At 70.6% G+C, this 16,923-nt stretch carries 16 protein-coding genes; all 16 read right to left on the reverse strand.

Annotated elements, in window-relative coordinates; translation table 11 throughout:
* On the reverse strand, positions 1-579 hold the full coding sequence (gene lspA, locus ACTJJP_RS12520) for a signal peptidase II (RefSeq protein ID WP_440775327.1): 579 nt from the start codon (positions 577-579) through the stop codon (positions 1-3).
* 9 nt (positions 580-588) lie between these two features.
* Positions 589-1,206 (reverse strand): DivIVA domain-containing protein, encoded by a 618-nt coding sequence (locus ACTJJP_RS12525; protein ID WP_440775328.1) that lies wholly within the window; start codon positions 1,204-1,206, stop codon positions 589-591.
* Between the two features lie 138 nt (positions 1,207-1,344).
* Positions 1,345-1,647: a YggT family protein gene (locus ACTJJP_RS12530; RefSeq protein ID WP_440775329.1), complete on the reverse strand. Its 303-nt coding sequence runs from the start codon at positions 1,645-1,647 to the stop codon at positions 1,345-1,347.
* Between the two features lie 6 nt (positions 1,648-1,653).
* Positions 1,654-2,127: a cell division protein SepF gene (locus ACTJJP_RS12535; protein WP_440775330.1), complete on the reverse strand. Its 474-nt coding sequence runs from the start codon at positions 2,125-2,127 to the stop codon at positions 1,654-1,656.
* Positions 2,128-2,158: 31 nt separating this feature from the next.
* The gene (locus tag ACTJJP_RS12540) at positions 2,159-2,842 is read right to left on the reverse strand and encodes a YggS family pyridoxal phosphate-dependent enzyme (protein ID WP_440775331.1); all 684 of its coding nucleotides are present in this window, start codon (positions 2,840-2,842) and stop codon (positions 2,159-2,161) included.
* 71 nt (positions 2,843-2,913) lie between these two features.
* A complete protein-coding gene (ftsZ, locus tag ACTJJP_RS12545; protein ID WP_440775332.1) occupies positions 2,914-4,101 on the reverse strand; it encodes a cell division protein FtsZ in 1,188 nt (395 codons plus the stop codon).
* Between the two features lie 310 nt (positions 4,102-4,411).
* Entirely contained in the window at positions 4,412-5,341 is a 930-nt protein-coding gene (locus tag ACTJJP_RS12550) for an FtsQ-type POTRA domain-containing protein (protein ID WP_440775333.1), read from the reverse strand.
* A gap of 2 nt (positions 5,342-5,343) precedes the next feature.
* A complete protein-coding gene (gene murC / locus ACTJJP_RS12555; RefSeq protein WP_440775334.1) occupies positions 5,344-6,750 on the reverse strand; it encodes a UDP-N-acetylmuramate--L-alanine ligase in 1,407 nt (468 codons plus the stop codon).
* Between the two features lie 97 nt (positions 6,751-6,847).
* The gene (locus ACTJJP_RS12560; RefSeq protein WP_440775335.1) at positions 6,848-7,921 is read right to left on the reverse strand and encodes a UDP-N-acetylglucosamine--N-acetylmuramyl-(pentapeptide) pyrophosphoryl-undecaprenol N-acetylglucosamine transferase; all 1,074 of its coding nucleotides are present in this window, start codon (positions 7,919-7,921) and stop codon (positions 6,848-6,850) included.
* A 188-nt stretch (positions 7,922-8,109) separates the two neighbouring features.
* Positions 8,110-9,357 carry a putative lipid II flippase FtsW gene (gene ftsW, locus ACTJJP_RS12565; protein WP_440775336.1) on the reverse strand — a complete coding sequence of 416 codons (1,248 nt, stop codon included), beginning with the start codon at positions 9,355-9,357 and terminating at the stop codon, positions 8,110-8,112.
* Between the two features lie 11 nt (positions 9,358-9,368).
* Positions 9,369-10,904: a UDP-N-acetylmuramoyl-L-alanine--D-glutamate ligase gene (gene murD / locus ACTJJP_RS12570; RefSeq protein ID WP_440775337.1), complete on the reverse strand. Its 1,536-nt coding sequence runs from the start codon at positions 10,902-10,904 to the stop codon at positions 9,369-9,371.
* On the reverse strand, positions 10,886-11,992 hold the full coding sequence (mraY, locus tag ACTJJP_RS12575) for a phospho-N-acetylmuramoyl-pentapeptide-transferase (RefSeq protein ID WP_243222662.1): 1,107 nt from the start codon (positions 11,990-11,992) through the stop codon (positions 10,886-10,888). The genes murD and mraY overlap by 19 nt, the downstream gene beginning before the upstream one ends.
* On the reverse strand, positions 11,989-13,401 hold the full coding sequence (locus ACTJJP_RS12580; protein ID WP_440775338.1) for a UDP-N-acetylmuramoyl-tripeptide--D-alanyl-D-alanine ligase: 1,413 nt from the start codon (positions 13,399-13,401) through the stop codon (positions 11,989-11,991). Before ACTJJP_RS12580 ends, mraY begins: the two co-directional genes overlap by 4 nt.
* A gap of 64 nt (positions 13,402-13,465) precedes the next feature.
* Positions 13,466-15,259 carry a peptidoglycan D,D-transpeptidase FtsI family protein gene (locus ACTJJP_RS12585; RefSeq protein ID WP_440775339.1) on the reverse strand — a complete coding sequence of 598 codons (1,794 nt, stop codon included), beginning with the start codon at positions 15,257-15,259 and terminating at the stop codon, positions 13,466-13,468.
* 5 nt (positions 15,260-15,264) lie between these two features.
* Entirely contained in the window at positions 15,265-15,891 is a 627-nt protein-coding gene (locus ACTJJP_RS12590; RefSeq protein ID WP_440775340.1) for a hypothetical protein, read from the reverse strand.
* Positions 15,888-16,841 (reverse strand): 16S rRNA (cytosine(1402)-N(4))-methyltransferase RsmH, encoded by a 954-nt coding sequence (rsmH, locus tag ACTJJP_RS12595; RefSeq protein WP_440775341.1) that lies wholly within the window; start codon positions 16,839-16,841, stop codon positions 15,888-15,890. The genes ACTJJP_RS12590 and rsmH overlap by 4 nt, the downstream gene beginning before the upstream one ends.
* Positions 16,842-16,923: the final 82 nt, after the last annotated feature.

The raw sequence follows: 16,923 nt of genomic DNA on the forward strand, positions 1-16,923 counted from the left end.
TCAGCGGGCGCCCTGTTCAGGTGACGGTTCGACTTCGCCATCGGCGTCGGCCGCCCGCGACGCGCGTGTCTCGCGCGTGCCGTCGAGGCGGAGTCCGACCAGCACGAGGATCGCGACGGAGATCATCATGGAGACGATGAAGACGTCGGCGACGTTGTAGATCGCGGGCATCATCCAGGGCGTCGAGATGAAGTCGACGACGTGCCCCACGGGGAACCCCGGTTCGCGCACGAGGCGGTCGGTGAGGTTACCCAGCACCCCGCCGAGGAGCAGGCCCAGGACGACGGCCCACAGCCGCGATCGCACGCGCCGCACGGCCAGGAAGACGATCACTCCGGCGACGACGGCCAAGGCGATGGTGAACACCCACGTCACGCCCTCGCCGAGCGAGAAGGCGGCGCCGGGGTTTCGGACGAGGTAGAACTGCAGGGCGTCGCCCAGCACGGGGACGACGCGCTCCGGGGGAAGAGTGTCGATGGCGACGGTCTTCGCCAACTGGTCGGCGGCCAGCACCAGCACCGCGAGGATCGCGATGACGATGCCGGCCGCCGCCGGACGCAGAGGAGAACGACTGCGCAAAGAGTGGTCCTACAGACCGATCGCCGACACCGGCGTCGAGCCCGAGGACGTCGCGGTGGTGTCGAGGTCGCGGAGCTGACCCTCGATGTACGAACGCAGCTGCGAGCGGTAGTCGCGCTCGAAGTTGCGGAGCTCGGTGATGCGACCCTCGAGGGTGACGCGCTCCTTCTCGAGACGGGCGCGCTCTTCGCGGCCCTTCTGCTCGGCTTCGGCCACGATGGAGGCGGCCTGGGCCTGGGCGTCGCTGACGAGCTGGTCGCGCTGTGCGCGTCCTTCGGCGACGTGCTCGTCGTGCAGGCGCTGGGCCAGCTCGATGATGCCGGCGCTCTGGGCGGCGGGCTCCAGGTCGGAGGTCGGCGTCGACGCGACGGGAGCCGGAGCCTCTTCGACGACGGGCTCTGCCGCGGCGGGCACCTCAGCGGCGGGGGCCTCAGTCGCGGCGGGGGTGGCCTCGCCGGACTCGTAGGCCGCGAGCTTGTTCTTCAGCTCGTCGTTCTCGGCGATGGTCTTGCGCCACTCGACGACGATCTCGTCGAGGAAGTCGTCGACCTCGTCGGGGTCGAAACCCTCTTTGAAACGCACGTGCTGGAACTGCTTGGTGACGACATCATCGGGGGTCAGTGCCATGGTGATTCCTCTTTCGAGAGCTCTGATGAAGAAGGGGTGGGGGTGTCGCACCGAGGCGTACCGCTTCGGAACAGCATAGCCGCCGCCCCTCCGCAGTGTCGAAGTGCACTGTCGAAGTGACGGCGGCGGTGGCGCAGGTCACGCGGCCGCGAGCGACCGCGTGACACTCAGCAGGAGGAAGCAGACGAACATCACGATCGCGAAACCGAAGTCGATCGCGATCCCCCCGATGCGCAGGGGCGGGATCACTCGACGGATCAGCTTGATCGGCGGATCCGTCACGGTGTAGACGATCTCGGCGAGCACCAGGGTGGCGCCGCGCGGGCGCCACTCCCGGTTGAACATCGGGATGTACTCGAGCACGAGTCGCGCGAGCAGGATCACGATGTAGATGAACAGGACGACGCTGAGAAGGGAGCCGATCAGGCTCACGACGGCCACGACGCGTTACTGGGACGCGAAGGGGACACTCTCGGGGTCGGCCTGCGCGATCGCACCGTCGCCGGAGACGGCGATGTTCTCGGGCGAGAGCAGGAAGACCTTGCTCGTCACCCGCTCGATGCGGCCGTACAGCCCGAGCGAGAGTCCGCTCGCGAAGTCGATCAGGCGACGCGCGTCGGCGTCGCTCATCTGCGACAGGTTGATGATGACCGGTATGCCCTCGCGGAAGTTCTCGGCGATCGTCTGCGCGTCGCGGTACTGCTTGGGGTGCACCGTGAGGATCTCGCTCACGGGCCCGGCAGTGGGCTGACGCACCACGGCGGGGCGGTGCAGGGGGGTCACCGGCGCGGCCTTCTCGAGGGGAGCAGCAGTCTGTGCGGGCTGCTTGCGCGCGATGGGCTGCGGCGCTGTCTCCTCATAGGTCTCTTCCTCGTCGGCGAGGCCCAGGTACACCATCGTTTTCTTGAGGGGGTTCGACATCGCATCCTCCGTTCGCTCGTCTGGTTTGAGGCTAGTCGCGCGGGGGCCTCGGGCCCGTGATTGCGGACCCGATCCGCAGGTGTGTCGCGCCCATCGCGATCGCTTCCGGGAAATCCCCCGTCATCCCCGCCGAAATCCACACGGCCTCGGGCACGACCGTGCGCACGGTGTCGGCCGACCGGCGCAGGCGCTCGAATGCACGGGCGGGTTCTTCGTCGAGCGGCGCGACCGCCATGACCCCGCGCAGACGCAGGGTCGAGAGCCCGGCGACGTGGACGGCGAGCTCCTCGACGCCGCTCGGGTCGACCCCGCCGCGGCCCGCGTCGTCGGTGAGGTTCACCTGCAGCAGCACGTCGAGCGGCCCGTCACCGTCGGCGCCGTCGAGCGCGTCGGCGATGCGTGCGCGATCGACGGAGTGCACGGCATCCGCCGACGCCCGCACCGCGCGCGCCTTGTTCGTCTGCGCCTGGCCGATGAAGTGCCATTTCAGATCGGGGACGCCGTCGAGCTCGGCGCGTTTGGCGGTGAGCTCCTGTTGACGGTTCTCCCCCACGTCGCGCACGCCCAGTGCGTGCAGGTCCGCCACGAGCGTCGCGGGGTGGAACTTCGTGACGACGATCCGGGTGATGGCGCCGACGTCGCGGTGCGCCGCGCGGGCGGCATCCTGGATGCGCTCGTCGACGGCGGCGAGACGATCGGCCAGGGCGTTGTCCATGGGGCTCCTTCGACGACGAGAGCGGGCCCGGTGGAGACCGGACCCGCTTTCGTCGGAGAGTTCGTGCGTGCTTACTTCAGGAAGTCGGGCACATCGAGGTCGTCGTCGGCGTAGCCGTTGTCGTACGAGGTCTCGGGTACGCGGGCGGTGACGGGTGCCGGCTCCGGACGACGCTCGGGGGCGCGCTCGGTCGTGGCCTTCTGCTCCTCGGCCGCGTCGAGATCGCGCGCGACGTCGTCGGCGGGGATCGCGGGCAGAACCGGGGTGGACGCCGGACGCTGGGCGCCGACGGGATCGATGCGCAGTGAGGGCTCGCCCCCGTCGAAACCGGCGGCGATCACGGTGACGCGGACCTCGTCGCCCAGGGTGTCGTCGATGACCGTACCGAAGATGATGTTCGCCTCGGGGTGGGCTGCTTCCTTGACGAGCTGTGCGGCGTCGTTGATCTCGAAGATGCCGAGGTTCGAACCGCCCTGGATCGACAGCAGCACGCCGTGCGCGCCTTCGATCGATGCTTCGAGCAGGGGGGATTCGACGGCCAGTTCCGCGGCCTTGATGGCGCGATCCGCGCCGCGGGCGGAGCCGATGCCCATCAGGGCCGAACCCGCACCCTGCATGACGCTCTTCACGTCGGCGAAGTCGAGGTTGATCAGACCCGGCGTGGTGATCAGGTCGGTGATGCCCTGGACACCCGCGAGCAGAACCTGGTCGGCGGTCGCGAAGGCCTCGATCATCGAGATCCCGCGATCGCTGATCTCGAGCAGTCGATCGTTCGGCACGACGATGAGGGTGTCGACCTCTTCTTTCAGGCGTCCGACACCGGCCTCGGCCTGGCTCTGCCGACGGCGCCCCTCGAATGAGAAGGGCTTGGTGACGACACCGATGGTCAGTGCACCGATCGACTTCGCGATCTTGGCGACCACCGGGGCACCACCGGTACCCGTGCCGCCACCCTCACCCGCGGTGACGAAGACCATGTCGGCGCCGCGCAGGGCCTCTTCGATCTCCTCCGCGTGGTCCTCGGCGGCACGACGGCCGACCTCGGGGTCGGCGCCCGCGCCGAGTCCCCGCGTGAGCTCGCGGCCCACGTCGAGCTTGACGTCGGCGTCGCTCATCAGCAGCGCCTGCGCGTCGGTGTTGATCGCGATGAACTCCACGCCGCGAAGGCCGAGCTCGATCATGCGGTTGACGGCGTTGACGCCGCCGCCGCCCACACCGACGACCTTGATCACAGCGAGGTAGTTCTGGTTGTGGCTCATGCCGGCCTCCGTTTGTCCCCGAACCCGAAACTTTAATCCTCATGTTGAGGGTTAAAGAATTGCCCGGTATGCAATTCCTTAGCTCGAAGGTAGGTGGCAGATCGGATGCGGCCCGCCCGACACGCGGCGTGTCGGACGATCGCCTCTCAGATCCGCTGCCGACACGTGCGCCGCAGGCTTCGTGCGGAGGCGGGTCGCGGGTGACGCCTGCCCTCGTACCCTCGCACGACGCCGGCTGCGCGCGGCGCCCCCGGCGCGCACGGCGCCCTCCGCGGCGCCCGACCCCTCGCCCCGGGTCGCGACCCTGGCGCTACGAGCGGACGACGCCCGCGTCGGGCGAGGTGACGTCGTACTGCTTGGCGCGGTCGGGCGGACTCTGCTGCATCAGCCGGTCGAGCACGAGCGCCTTCTCGGCCGAACGTTCGGCGCTGCCCCACACGACCGTCGACCCCGAGGCGCCCAGCGTCAGGGTCACGTCGTCGGGGGTGGATGCCGAGACGCCGGTGACCTGCGCACGGACCGCTTCGGGAAGTGCCCGCACGACCCGACCGGCCGCGTGGAACGCCGCAGACCCCGTCCCCTCGGCGATGTCGAGCACGGGTTGACCGGCCGGGGCCTCGGGGGTGGTCGACAGGGCGACCCCGGCGGCATCCACCACCGTGAAACCGGCCGCGCCCTGCATCGCCCCGATGGGGGTGCGCTCGACGATGTTCACCACGAGGTCATGCGGGGGGCGTGCCTCGAGGCTGTAGGACTCCACGAGCGGAAAGCGCACCAGTGCCGCCTTCACCGCGCTGTCGTCGACCAGGGCGAGAGGGGTTCCGAGCTGCCCCCCGAGCGCGTCGGTGACGGCCGCGGCGTCGAGCTGCGAGGTGCCGACGACGTCGATGCGCTCGACCGCGAACAACGGCGAGTACGCCGCGCCGGCCGTGCCCGCGACGGTGACGAGTATCGCCGCGCCCACGCCGATCCAGAGGTTGCGCCGGCGGCGACTGCGCACCGTGAACCGCTTGACCTCGGCCGACAGCGCACGACGACGAGCTCGAGACGCCCGCAGGACGTCGCGGAAACCCGCACCCTCGAGGGTCGGATCCGGCTCGGCATCCGTCGACTCCGGCCGCGCGAGCGGCGTCACCGGTGCGGCGCCGCCGAGGGCGGCCCGGCGCTCGGCGGGGCGCCCCGCGCGCTCGGCGGGACGGGCGGACTCCGGCTGCTGCGGAAGAGGCGAGGGCCGCTTCACGCTCAGACCGCCGCGGCCTCGGTGCGCGAGAGCGCGTCGAGCACCTGCGGGATGATCTGGTACACGTTGCCGCAGCCGAGGGTGATGACGTAGTCGCCCGGGCGGGCGATCCGCGCGGTGTAGTCCGCCGCCGCCTGCCAGTCGGGCACGTAGTGCACGTGCGCGGGGTCCGCGAACGCGCCGCTCACGAGTTCGCCCGTGACTCCCGGCACCGGGTCTTCGCGCGCGCCGTACACGTCGAGCATGACGGTGTGGTCGGCGTGCGCCTCGAGCACCTCGGCGAACTCGCGGTACATCTCCTGCGTGCGCGAGTAGGTGTGCGGCTGCTGGATCGCGATCAGGCGGCCCTCACCCACGACCGTGCGCGCGGCCGACAGGGCCGCGGCCACCTCGGTGGGGTGGTGGGCGTAGTCGTCGTACACGCTGACACCCTGCGCGACACCGTGCAGCTCGAAGCGGCGCACGGTTCCCCCGAAGCCCTCGACGGCGCGGGCCGCCTCGGCGAGGGAATGTCCGAGCACCCGCAGTACCGCGACCGCGCCGGCCGCGTTCACCGCGTTGTGGGCGCCGGGAACCCGCAGCTGCACGTCGACGCTCTCGCCGCCGGCGGTGAGGGTGAACGCGACAGGCCCATCGGTGCGGATGCCGCTGAGACGCACGTCGGCGGAGGCGTCCTCGCCGAAGGTCACGACGACGTCGTGCGTGATGCGCTCGCGCACGGCACGTGCACCGGCATCGTCGGCCGAGATCACGACGGCCTCGCTCGCGGCATCCGCGAACCGGGCGAATGCGGCGTCGAACGCGTCGCGTGAGCCGTAGTGGTCGAGGTGGTCGGGGTCGACGTTGGTGATGAGCGCCACCGAGGTGTCGTAGAGCTCGAAGGTGCCGTCGGACTCGTCGGCCTCGATGACGACGAGATCGTCGCCGCCGGTCCCACTGGAGACGCCGAGGTCGGCGATGACTCCCCCGTTGACGAACGTGGGCGCGATGCCGAGGGCGCCCAGGGCCGTGACGATCATGCCCGTCGACGTGGTCTTGCCGTGCGCGCCGGCGACGGAGACGAGACGGCGGCCCCCGATGAGCCAGTGCAGCGCCTGCGACCGGTGGATGACGTGCAGCCCGCGCTGCTTCGCCGTGACGAACTCGGGGTTCTCCGGCCAGATGGCGCCGGTGTGCACCACCGTGTCGGCGTCACCGAGGTGGGCGGCGTCGTGGCCGACGTGCACGGTGGCGCCGCGCGCCGCGAGGTCTCGCAGGGCCGCGCTGTCGGACCGGTCGGAGCCCGACACGCGGATGCCGCGGTCGAGGAACATGCGGGCGAGCCCGGACATGCCCGATCCACCGATTCCGATGAAGTGGGCGGAGGCGATGTCCTCGGGGAGGGGGAGGCTCAGGTCGGGTCTGATCATGGCGAATGCGAGTTTACGTCGCCGACCCTGCGCAGATGCCCCGGCGCGCCCGCGCAGAGCCTGCGAAGCCCGGGCCCCTGTCGCGCGATCGCAGACCTCAGCGCGCGAGAGCCTCGTCGACCAGCGCGATGACGTTCTCGGTGCCCGTGCGGATGCCGGTGCGGGCGGCGGCGGCCCGCATCGCCGTGCGGCGGGCGTCGTCGCGCAGGAGCGCCACGATCTCGCCGCGCACCCGCTCGGGGGTCAGGTCGGCGTCGGCGATGAGGATCGCCGCGCCCGCACGCACGGCGGCGGCGGCATTGAGGCTCTGCTCGCCGTTTCCGACGGCGTAGGGCACGTAGACCGCGGGGATGCCGAGGGCGTTGATCTCGCTCACGGTGGCCGCCCCCGAGCGCGAGACGACGAGGTCGGCCAGCGCGAAAGCGAGGTCCATGCGGTCGACGTAGCGGACCACCGCGTATCCGTCGACGCCCGGGTCGGCCAGGTCCGACCCCTGTCCCGTCACGTGCAGCAGCTGCCAGCCGGCATCGAGCACCTCGCGCCACGCTCCCCCGAACGCCGTGTTCAGCCGCAGGGCGCCGAGCGAGCCTCCGAAGACGAGAAGCGTCGGGCGGGCCGCGTCCAGACCGAAGTGCGCCGCCGCTTCGGCTCGGGATGCCGCGGCGTCGAGGTCGACGATCTCGCGGCGGAGCGGCATCCCCACCTCCCGCGCACCGCGCAGCGGGGTGCCGGCGAAGGCGACGCCGACGGCCGCGGCGCGGCGCGCACCCAGCACGTTCGCCAGGCCCGGCTTCGCGTTCGCCTCGTGCACGATGAAGGGCACCCGCTCGCGACGCGCGGCGATGTAGGCGGGCGCCGCGGCGTATCCGCCGAAACCGATGACGACGTCGACGCCTCGCGCGCGGATGAGCCGCCGCACGTGCGCCACGGCCCGCAGGAACCGGGTGGGGAACGCCGCCGCCGCACGGTCGGGGCGACGGGGGAACGGCACCTTCGCCACCGTGAGCAGCTCGTAACCGCGCAGGGGCACGAGGCGTGCCTCGAGCCCTTCGCGCGTGCCGAGCACGAGCACGTCGTCCGCGGCGTCACGCGCGCGGAGGCCGTCGGCGACGGCGAGGAGCGGATTGACGTGCCCGGCGGTGCCGCCGCCGGCGAGGAGGTAAGTCGTCACCGTACGACCCTAACGAGGTCGCGGGACGGGCCAGGTCGCGAGGCGGGCCAGGTCGCGGGACGAACCAGGTCGCGGGACGAACTAGGTCGCGAGGCGGGCCAGGTCGCGAGGCGGGCCAGGTCGCGAGGCGGGCCAGGTCGCGGGACGAACCAGGTCGCGAGGCGGGCCAGGTCGCGGGGCGGGGCCGGTCAGCGCTGTCGCGTCGGACGACGGCCCGGAGCGCGGCGGGGCGTCCCGGCGGCGGCGACCGGGCGGCGGTCGGGCAGCGTGCGCGCGCACGACAGCAGGACACCGCACGCGATCAGCACCGACAGCAGAGACGTCCCGCCCTGCGACATGAACGGCAGCGGCACACCCAGCACCGGGAAGACGCGCAGCACGACGCCGATGTTGATCATGGCCTGACCGACGATCCAGATGGTGATGCCGCCGGCGACGATCCGCACGAAGGGGTCGTCGGTGCGGCGGATGATGTGGAACGCGCCGACGGCGAACATCGCGAAGAGTCCGAGGACGACCACGCAGCCGATCAGCCCCAGTTCCTCACCGACGATGGCGAAGATGTAGTCGTTCGCCGCCGCCGGCAGCCAGTCGTACTTCTCGGCGGAGTTGCCCAGTCCCCGTCCGAGGATGCCGCCCGCCGCCAGCCCCCAGATACCGTGCAGGGGCTGATAGCAGTCGCCGAGGTAGTTGGCGAGACAGTCCTGGTCGAGGAAGCTCATGATGCGCCGCATGCGGTCGGGGCTCGTGACCGCCAGCAGGGCGACCGCGCCGAGGGCGCCGAGCGCCGGCAGGACGAAGATGCGCAACTTCACGCCCGAGAAGAACAGCGCCCCCAGCAGCACCAGGACGAGGATCATCGCGGTACCCAGATCCTTGCCACCCATGACGGTGGCGATGACGAGCGCGCCGACCGGGACGATCGGGATGAACACGTGCCGCCAGTTGCTCAGGAGGGTCTGCTTGCGGAAGAGCACGTACCCCATCCACAGAGCCAGAGCCAGCTTGAGGAATTCGGCCGGCTGAGCCTGGATGCCGGCGATGTTGATCCAGTTGCGGTTTCCGTTCGCCGAGACGCCGAGCGGGGTGAACACCAGCAGCTGGAACATCACCGCGAGGATCAACGCCGGCCACGCCATGCGCTTCCAGAACTTCAGCGGCGCCCGACTGAGCACGAACATCAGCGGGATGCCGATCACCGCGAAGATGCCCTGCTTGAGCACGTGCTCGAGGGGGCTCTGCGCCCCGTCCAGGGCCGAGGTCGCCGACAGCACCATCACCAGACCGAAGCCCGTCAGCAGCAGCGCCGCCGAGGCGATCAGCAGGAACTCGGTCGACACCGGACGGAAGGCCCGTCCCAGCGAGACCCGGGCCGAGAGACCGGGGCGAGCGTTGGCGTCGGGGGCCTGCCGCGGAGGGGGCGCCGTCGTGGTCACGCGTGTCCCCCTCAGTCGTTCGCTCGAGTCGCTCCGTCGCCCTGGCCCGCGATCCACGCCCGCACCGCGTCGGCGAAGCGTTCGCCGCGGTCGGAGTAGGACGAGAACTGGTCGAAGGATGCCGCCGCGGGAGCGAGGAGAACGGTGTCTCCCTCCCGAGCCACACCCGCCGCCAGTTCGACGACCTGGGCCATGACGTCCTCAGTCTCGGCGTGGTCGACCTCGAACAGCGGCACCGCCGGGGCGTGTCGCGCGAACGCCGCGACGATGTCGCCGCGCTCGGTGCCGATCACGATCGCCGCGCGCACGGCATCGCCCCGTGCGCGCACGAGCTCGCTCAGGTCGACTCCCTTCAGCAATCCGCCCACGATCCAGACGGCGCCGGGGTACGCCGCGAGAGAGGAGGCCGCGGCGTGCGGATTGGTGGCCTTGGAGTCGTCGACCCAGGTGACGCCGGCGTGCGCGCCGACGACCTGGATGCGATGAGGGTCGAGGCGGAAGCGCTCGAGGGCGTCGTGGATGTGACCCGGCGTCGCCCCGAGCGAGCGGGCGAGGGCGCTCGCGGCGAGGATGTTGGCCACGACGTGGGGGGCGGCCAGCCCCTGCGCGGCGAGGTCGGCGACCGTGGTGAGTTCGAGGGCGGAGGTGGCCCGCTCCTCGAGGAACGCACGATCGACGAGGATGCCGTCGACGACGCCGAGATCGCTGGGTCCGGGCACGCCGAGATCGAAGCCGATGGCGCGCGCGCCCTCCATGACCTCGGCATCCTCCACCATCGTGCGGGTCGCGACGTCGGCCTTGTTGTAGACGCACGCCACGCGCGTGCGGGCGTAGACACCCGCCTTCGCATCGCGGTAGGCGTCGGCGCCGCCGTGCCACTCGAGGTGGTCGTCGGCGAGGTTCAGGCACACCGCCGCGTGCGGCGACAGCGCGTCGTCCCCGCTCTGCAGATTGAGGTACCAGAGCTGGTGGCTCGAGAGCTCGACGACCAGGGCGTCGAAGCCGCTCGGATCGCGCACCGCGTCGAGCACGGGGGTGCCGATGTTGCCCACGGGGACGGCGCGAAGGCCCGCGGCCACGAGCATCTCGGCGGTGAGCCGCGTCGTCGTGGTCTTGCCGTTGGTGCCCGTGATCAGGACCCAATCGGCCGGACGCCCGTCCGCACGCACGACCTTGTCGCGCACGCGCCACGCCAGTTCCACGTCGCCCCACAGGGCGATACCCGCGTCCTGCGTCCACCGGACGACCGGGTGATGCGGCGGGAAGCCGGGCGAGGCGACGACCACGTCGGGCGCGAAGTCGGCGAGGGCGGCGGGCACGGCATCCAGCGGCCCCTCGTACAGGTCGGCGCCCAGCACCGGCAGCAGGCGCGCGTACTCGGCGTCCGCCCTCTCCGTTGCGACGAGCACGACGGCGCCGAGTTCGGCGAGCGTGTCGGCGACCGAGAAGCCCGTGACCGACAGGCCCAGCACGGCGACGCGCAGGCCCTTCCAGTCGGCGTGCCAGCTGGTGAGGGAGGACAGGTCGGTCATACGCGTGAGAGCCATTCGACGTAGAAGAATCCGATGCCCGAGACGGCGAGGAGGCCGGCGATGATCCACATGCGCACGACGATGGTGACCTCGGGCCAGCCGCGCATCTCGAGGTGGTGGTGCAGCGGGCTCATGAGGAACAGTCGCTTGCCCTTGGTGGCCTTGAAGTATGCGCGCTGAAGGATCACGGAACCCGAGGCGATGACGTAGACGCCCGCGATCAGCACGAGCAGGATCTCGGTGCGGGTGAGGATCGCCATCGCCGCGATGACCCCGCCGATGGCCATGGAGCCGCAGTCGCCCATGAAGACCTTCGCCTTGGGGGCGTTCCACCAGAGGAACCCGACCAGGGCGCCCACGAACGCGGCCGACACGATCGCCAGGTCGAACGGATCGCGCACGGCGTAGCATCCGGCCTGCACCGCCGGATCGAGCACGTCGGCGCACATCTGCTTGTTCTGCCAGAAGGCCATGAGGCTGTAGGCGCCCACGACGAAGATGCCGGAGCCGGCGGCGAGACCGTCGAGCCCGTCGGCGACGTTCACGGAATTGGATGCCGCCGTGCCGATGAACGAGATCCACGCCAGGTACAGCAGCCAGCCGAGCACGGGACCCAGGGCGAAGAGCGAGAGCACCTGGATGTCGCGGAAGACCGAGATGTACTCCGAGGCGGGGGTCTGGCCGAAGCTGTTGGGGAAGTTGAGGGCGACGACCGCGAAGGGAACCGTCACGATGATCTGGCCGGCGATCTTGCGCCATCCCGACAGGCCCAGGCTGTTCTGGTGGCGCACCTTCATGTAGTCGTCGATGAAGCCGACGACGCCGAACCCGAGCATCAGCCACAGCACCAGCAGCCCCGAGAGCGTCGGCGGATTGTTGCCGGCGTAGGAGCCGATGAGGTAGCCGATCATCGTGCCGAGGATGAAGATCGTGCCGCCCATGGTGGGCGTGCCCCGCTTGGCCCCGTGCGAGGGGTTGTGCACGTTCTCGGGCGTGCGGATGACCTGACCCCAGCCCCATCGCCGGAACCATCGCAGGAACACCGGTGTGAGGAAGAGGGTGAAGGCGAGCGAGATCGCCGCTGCTGTCAGAAGTGATCTCACGCGAACAAGTCTCCCAGACGATCGCCGAGGTGCCGGAGCCCCGCCGAGTTCGACGACTTCACCAGCACGCGATCACCGTCGCGCAGTTCGGTCGAGAGGTAGTCGTACGCGGCGTCCGCGTCGGCGAAGAATACGGCCTCGCCGTCCCACGACCCCTGCGCGATCGCCTCGAGGTACATCCGGCGGGCCTCGGGGCCGATGACGACGATGCGTTGGATGCGCAGTCGCACGGCCAGCAGCCCCACGCGGTCGTGCTCCTCGTCGGCGTACTCGCCGAGTTCGCTCATGGCCCCGAGCACGGCGACCGTGCGCTCGCCCGGGCCGGTGATCTGCGCGAGCGTGCGAAGCGCAGCGGCCATCGAGTCGGGGCTGGCGTTGTAGGCGTCGTTGATGATGCGCACCCGGTCGGAGCCCAGGGGCTGCATGCGCCAGCGCTCGGCGATCTCGACCGTCTCGAGGCGCGCGATCGCGTCGGCGGCCGGCACACCCAGAGCGGTGGCGGCGGCCAGGGCTGCCAAAGCGTTCATGACGTGGTGCTCGCCCAGCACCCGCAGGGTCAGCGTATAGGCCTGCCCGTCGACGAGCAGCTCGGCGCGTGTCCCCGATGCCGAGACCTCGACGTCGACGGCGCGCACCTCGGCGCGCTCGCTGCGGCCGAACCAGCGCACGTCCTGTCCGCGTTCGCGGGCGATCGGTTCCATCGCGGCGACACGCGGATCGTCGACGTTGAGCACGGCGAGCCCCCCTTCGCGGGTGGCCCGAACGAGCTCGCTCTTGGCGTGGAAGGTCGACTCGATGCCGCCGAAACCGCCGGCGTGGGCCATCCCCACCATGAGCACGACGCCGACGTCGGGGGTGACCAGGCCCGCCAGGTGCGCGATCGCGCCGGGCGCGCTGGCCCCGAACTCGCTGACGAGGTAGCGGGTGGCATCCGTCACGCGGAGCATCGTCAGGGGGGCGCCGACCTCGTTGTTGAACGACGCCCGCGGAGACACGGTCTCGCCCTCGTCCTCGAGGATGCGGGCGAGCAGATTCTTGGTGGTCGTCTTGCCGTTGGAACCCGTGATGCCGACGATCTTCAACTCGCCCGCGGCCCGCACGCGGGCGACGACGTCGCGGGCGAGGTCGCTCAGGGCGGTCACGACGTCGGGCACCACGATCTGGCTGACCTCGTCGGCGAGCTCGCGCTCCACGATCGCCAGTGCCGCGCCGCGCTCCCGGGCGGTGCCGACGAAGAGGTGTCCGTCGGTGGTCTCGCCGGGCTTGGCGACGAAGATGTCACCGGGCGCGATCAGGCGCGAGTCGGTGTCGACCGGGCCCGAGACGAGGGTGTCGCCGGTGTCGCCGCGGCGCGTGACGAGACGGCCGCCGAGCACGTCGGCGATGGTGGAGAGGCTGAGAGAGATCATTGCTGTGCGGACGCCCTTTCCGATGTCGCATTCGTTACCGAGACGAGACCGGCGTGCGGGTGTCTCAGCCGAACTTGGGCAGTTCGGGGGTCGTGGTTCCGGAGGGGATGACCCGGTAGGTCTTGAGAACCTGCGTCAGGGCCTTCTGGAACGCGGGCGCGGTGGCCGCCGACGATTTTACCGTCCGCGGTTCGTCGAGGTTGACCTCGACGACGTACTGCGGGTCGTCGGCGGGGGCGAAACCGATCATCGTGGTGAAGTATGCGTCGGACTTGTAGGCGCCCGTGACCGGGTCGGTCTTCTCACCGGTGCCGGTCTTGATCGCCACGCGGTACCCGGGGATCGCGACCTGGTCGGCGAGCGTGCCCTGGGTCGCGACGTTCTCGAGCATCTGCGCGACCGTGTCGGCGGCGTTCTCCGAGACGACCCGCTCGCCCTGGGCGTCGGGGACGTCGGTGACGGTGCCGTCGGCCGCGGTGCAGCCCTCGACGAGGGTCAACGGCATCCGCACTCCCCCGTTGGCGATCGTCTGGTACGCCCCGGCGAGCTGGGGCACGGTGACCGCGAGACCCTGTCCGAACGTGGTGTTGTAGAAGGTCTGCTTGTCCCAGTCCGCCGGATCGCGCAGGATGCCGGCCGACTCGCCGGGGAATCCGACGGCCGTCTGCGCGGTGAGCCCGAACTTCTGGAGGTAGGAGACGCGGGTGTCGAGCGGAATCATCGCGCCGAACTTCGAGATGCCGACGTTGGAGGAGTCGATCAGCACGCCCGTGAGGGTGTAACGGTTCTCGGGGTGCGCGAAGGAGTCGGAGATGCGCGCTTCGCCGTCGAGCGTCTCGCTTGAAGACGCCGTCACCGTCGTGCCGGCGTCGAAGGCCCCGCTGTCGAGGCCGATGGCCGCGGTGATGGCCTTCATGGTGGAGCCCGGCTCGTGCGGGTCTCCGAAGGCGGCGCTGCCGCGATCGCTCTCCGGCGTCGCCGTGGGGTCGTTGGGGTCGACCGTGGGGTACTCCGCGAGCGCCCGGATCTTGCCGGTCTTCGCCTCCACGACCGTGATCGTGCCGCGCAGCGACCCGGTGTTCTGCACCTGCTCGGCGATGAGCTGGCCGAGGTACCACTGCAGGTCGCGGTCGATCGTGAGCGTGAGGGTGCCGCCGTCGACCGCCGGCTGGGTCACGACCTCGGTGCCCGGGAGCACGATGCCGGACGGGCTCTTCTGGAAGACGACCTTGCCGTTGCTGGATGCCAGGCACGAGTCGTCCGCCGACTCGAGCCCCGCGAGGGCCTGCCCGTCGCTGCCGACGAAGCCGAGGAGGTTGCCGCCGACGGCGCCGTCGGGGTAGACCCGCCCCGCCTGCGGCGGGAAGCTGAGGAAGGGCAGCCCGAGATCGGCGAGAGCCCGGTACTGCTCTGTGGAGACGGCCTTGGCGATGACGGCGTACTGGGAGTCGGGGTTGTCGGCCAGCGCGTCCGCGACGATCTTCTGCACGTCACCGGTCTGCATGCCGAGGACGGCGGCGATCCTCCCGGCCAGCTCGGGCCAGTCCGTCGTGATCTTCTTCTGGTCGTCGTCGTAGGTCTCGATGCCTTCGACGGCGAGAGAGGGATCGATCTGCACGTCGTAGCGGTTGATGCTCGACGCCAGCGGCGTGCCGTCGGCATCGACGATGGGGCCGCGCGAGGCGTAGAGCGTGCGCGAGGACTGCAGGCCCATGGAGAGCGAGTCGTCGACGTGCTCACGCGCGTTCACGACCTGGATGTCGATCAGTCGCACCACGAAGGCGACGAGCACGATCAACACGACCGCGAGGGCGACGACGGTGCGACGCCGCGGGGAGCGGGAGGTGGCTGTCGTCATGGCTCTCATCGTGTCGCGGGTGTGGGCAGACCGTCGTTGATCGGCGGGGGTGTCGCGGATCCGGTGCCCGGGGTCGTCGCATCGGCCGGGGCCGTCGACTCCGCCTCGGGAGCCGCGTCGCTGGTCTGGGTGGTCGCAGCCGCCGGGTCGGTGACCAGCGGTACACCCGTGATGAGGGAGTTGCCGACCGAACCGCGGCCCCTGGCATCCACCGACGACGTCGTGTCGGCCGGCTTGCCGGAACCGACGACGGCACCGTCGCTCAGACGCAGGTAGGTGGGCGACTCGTCGATGACCATTCCGAGGGCGGCGGCGTTGGCGGCGAGGTACTGCGGCGAGCTGAGGCCCGCCGTCTCGTCGAAGAGGATCTGCTTCTGGTAGGTCAGGTCGCGCTGCTGCTGCGTGAGCGAGGCGATCTCGAACGAGCTCTGCGTCGTGAGGATGCTCAGCCCCATCTGGGCGAGCACGATGACCAGGGCGCCCGAGACGGCGATGATGCCGAACAGCCGCCGCGGTACCCGCCGCCGGGCGGGAGCCGGAACGACGGTGAGACGACGCTCGCGGACGGGAGTGGGGAAATCGGGGAGGAAGTCGTCGACGACCCGGGGGTCGATGGCCGGGGATGCACTCATACGTCCTCCTGGATCCTCTCGGCCGCACGCAGACGTACGGGGGTGGCACGGGGGTTGGCGGCTCGCTCCTCGTCACTGGCGAGTTCGGCTCCGCGCACGAGGAGGCGGAACGTCGGGGCGTGCTCGGGGAGCTCCACGGGCAGCCCCCGGGGAGCGGTCGAGGTCGACGCGTCGGCGAAGACGCGCTTGACGAGACGGTCTTCGAGCGACTGATACGACAGCACCACGATGCGTCCGCCGACTCCGAGCACCTTCAGCGCGGCCGGGATCGTGCGCTCGAGCACCGACAGTTCGGCGTTGACCTCGATGCGCAGGGCCTGGAAGACGCGCTTGGCGGGATGCCGCTCGCGCAGCACCGCGGCCGGCGTCGCCGCCTGAAGCACGTCGACGAGCTGACCGGACCGCTCCAGCGGCGCTGTCGTCCGGGCGGCGATGATCGCGCGGGCATAGCGCCCGGCGAGCTTCTCTTCTCCGTAGCGCTCGAAGATCCGGCGCAGGTCACCCTCGCCGTACGTGGCGAGCACCTGGGCAGCGGTGACGCCGGTGGTCTGATCCATGCGCATGTCGAGGGGCGCGTCCTGCGCGTAGGCGAACCCGCGGGAGGCCTCGTCGAGCTGAAGGGATGACACTCCGAGGTCGAACAGGATGCCGTCGACCTTCTCGACGCCCGCGGATGCCACGGCCTCGGCGATCCCGTCGTACACCGTGTGCACCAGGGTCACGCGGTCGCCGAATCGTGCGAGCCGCTCCCCCGCGATGCGAAGGGCGTCGGTGTCGCGGTCGAGACCGATGAGGCGGGCCTCCGGGAAGCGCTCGAGGAACGCCTCGGAATGCCCGCCCATGCCGAGCGTGCCGTCGACGAAGACGGAGCCGCGCTTGTGCAGAGCGGGCCCCAGCAGCTCGACGCAGCGCTCGAGGAGGACGGGGGTGTGGATGTCGCGGATGTCCATGTCGACGGGGTCCGATCTTTCGGCTCTGATCCCCATCCGCATCGACCTGGCGCCGGGGAAGTGCGTCAGGGCGTGCGGCTGG

The organism is Microbacterium sp. 22296 (assembly GCF_052045385.1).
GTDB lineage: Bacteria > Actinomycetota > Actinomycetes > Actinomycetales > Microbacteriaceae > Microbacterium.

Bases quoted from the DNA above. Each gene is read 5' to 3' on its own strand.
- murD (WP_440775337.1), bottom strand. From the start codon at position 10,904: ATGGCTCTCACGCGTATGACCGACCTGTCCTCCCTCACCAGCTGGCAC.
- ftsZ (WP_440775332.1), bottom strand. From the start codon at position 4,101: ATGAGCCACAACCAGAACTACCTCGCTGTGATCAAGGTCGTCGGTGTG.
- ACTJJP_RS12585 (WP_440775339.1), bottom strand. From the start codon at position 15,259: ATGACGACAGCCACCTCCCGCTCCCCGCGGCGTCGCACCGTCGTCGCC.
- ACTJJP_RS12525 (WP_440775328.1), bottom strand. From the start codon at position 1,206: ATGGCACTGACCCCCGATGATGTCGTCACCAAGCAGTTCCAGCACGTG.
- ACTJJP_RS12535 (WP_440775330.1), bottom strand. From the start codon at position 2,127: ATGTCGAACCCCCTCAAGAAAACGATGGTGTACCTGGGCCTCGCCGAC.
- ACTJJP_RS12540 (WP_440775331.1), bottom strand. From the start codon at position 2,842: ATGGACAACGCCCTGGCCGATCGTCTCGCCGCCGTCGACGAGCGCATC.
- ACTJJP_RS12580 (WP_440775338.1), bottom strand. From the start codon at position 13,401: ATGATCTCTCTCAGCCTCTCCACCATCGCCGACGTGCTCGGCGGCCGT.
- ACTJJP_RS12590 (WP_440775340.1), bottom strand. From the start codon at position 15,891: ATGAGTGCATCCCCGGCCATCGACCCCCGGGTCGTCGACGACTTCCTC.
- rsmH (WP_440775341.1), bottom strand. From the start codon at position 16,841: ATGGACATCCGCGACATCCACACCCCCGTCCTCCTCGAGCGCTGCGTC.
- murC (WP_440775334.1), bottom strand. From the start codon at position 6,750: ATGATCAGACCCGACCTGAGCCTCCCCCTCCCCGAGGACATCGCCTCC.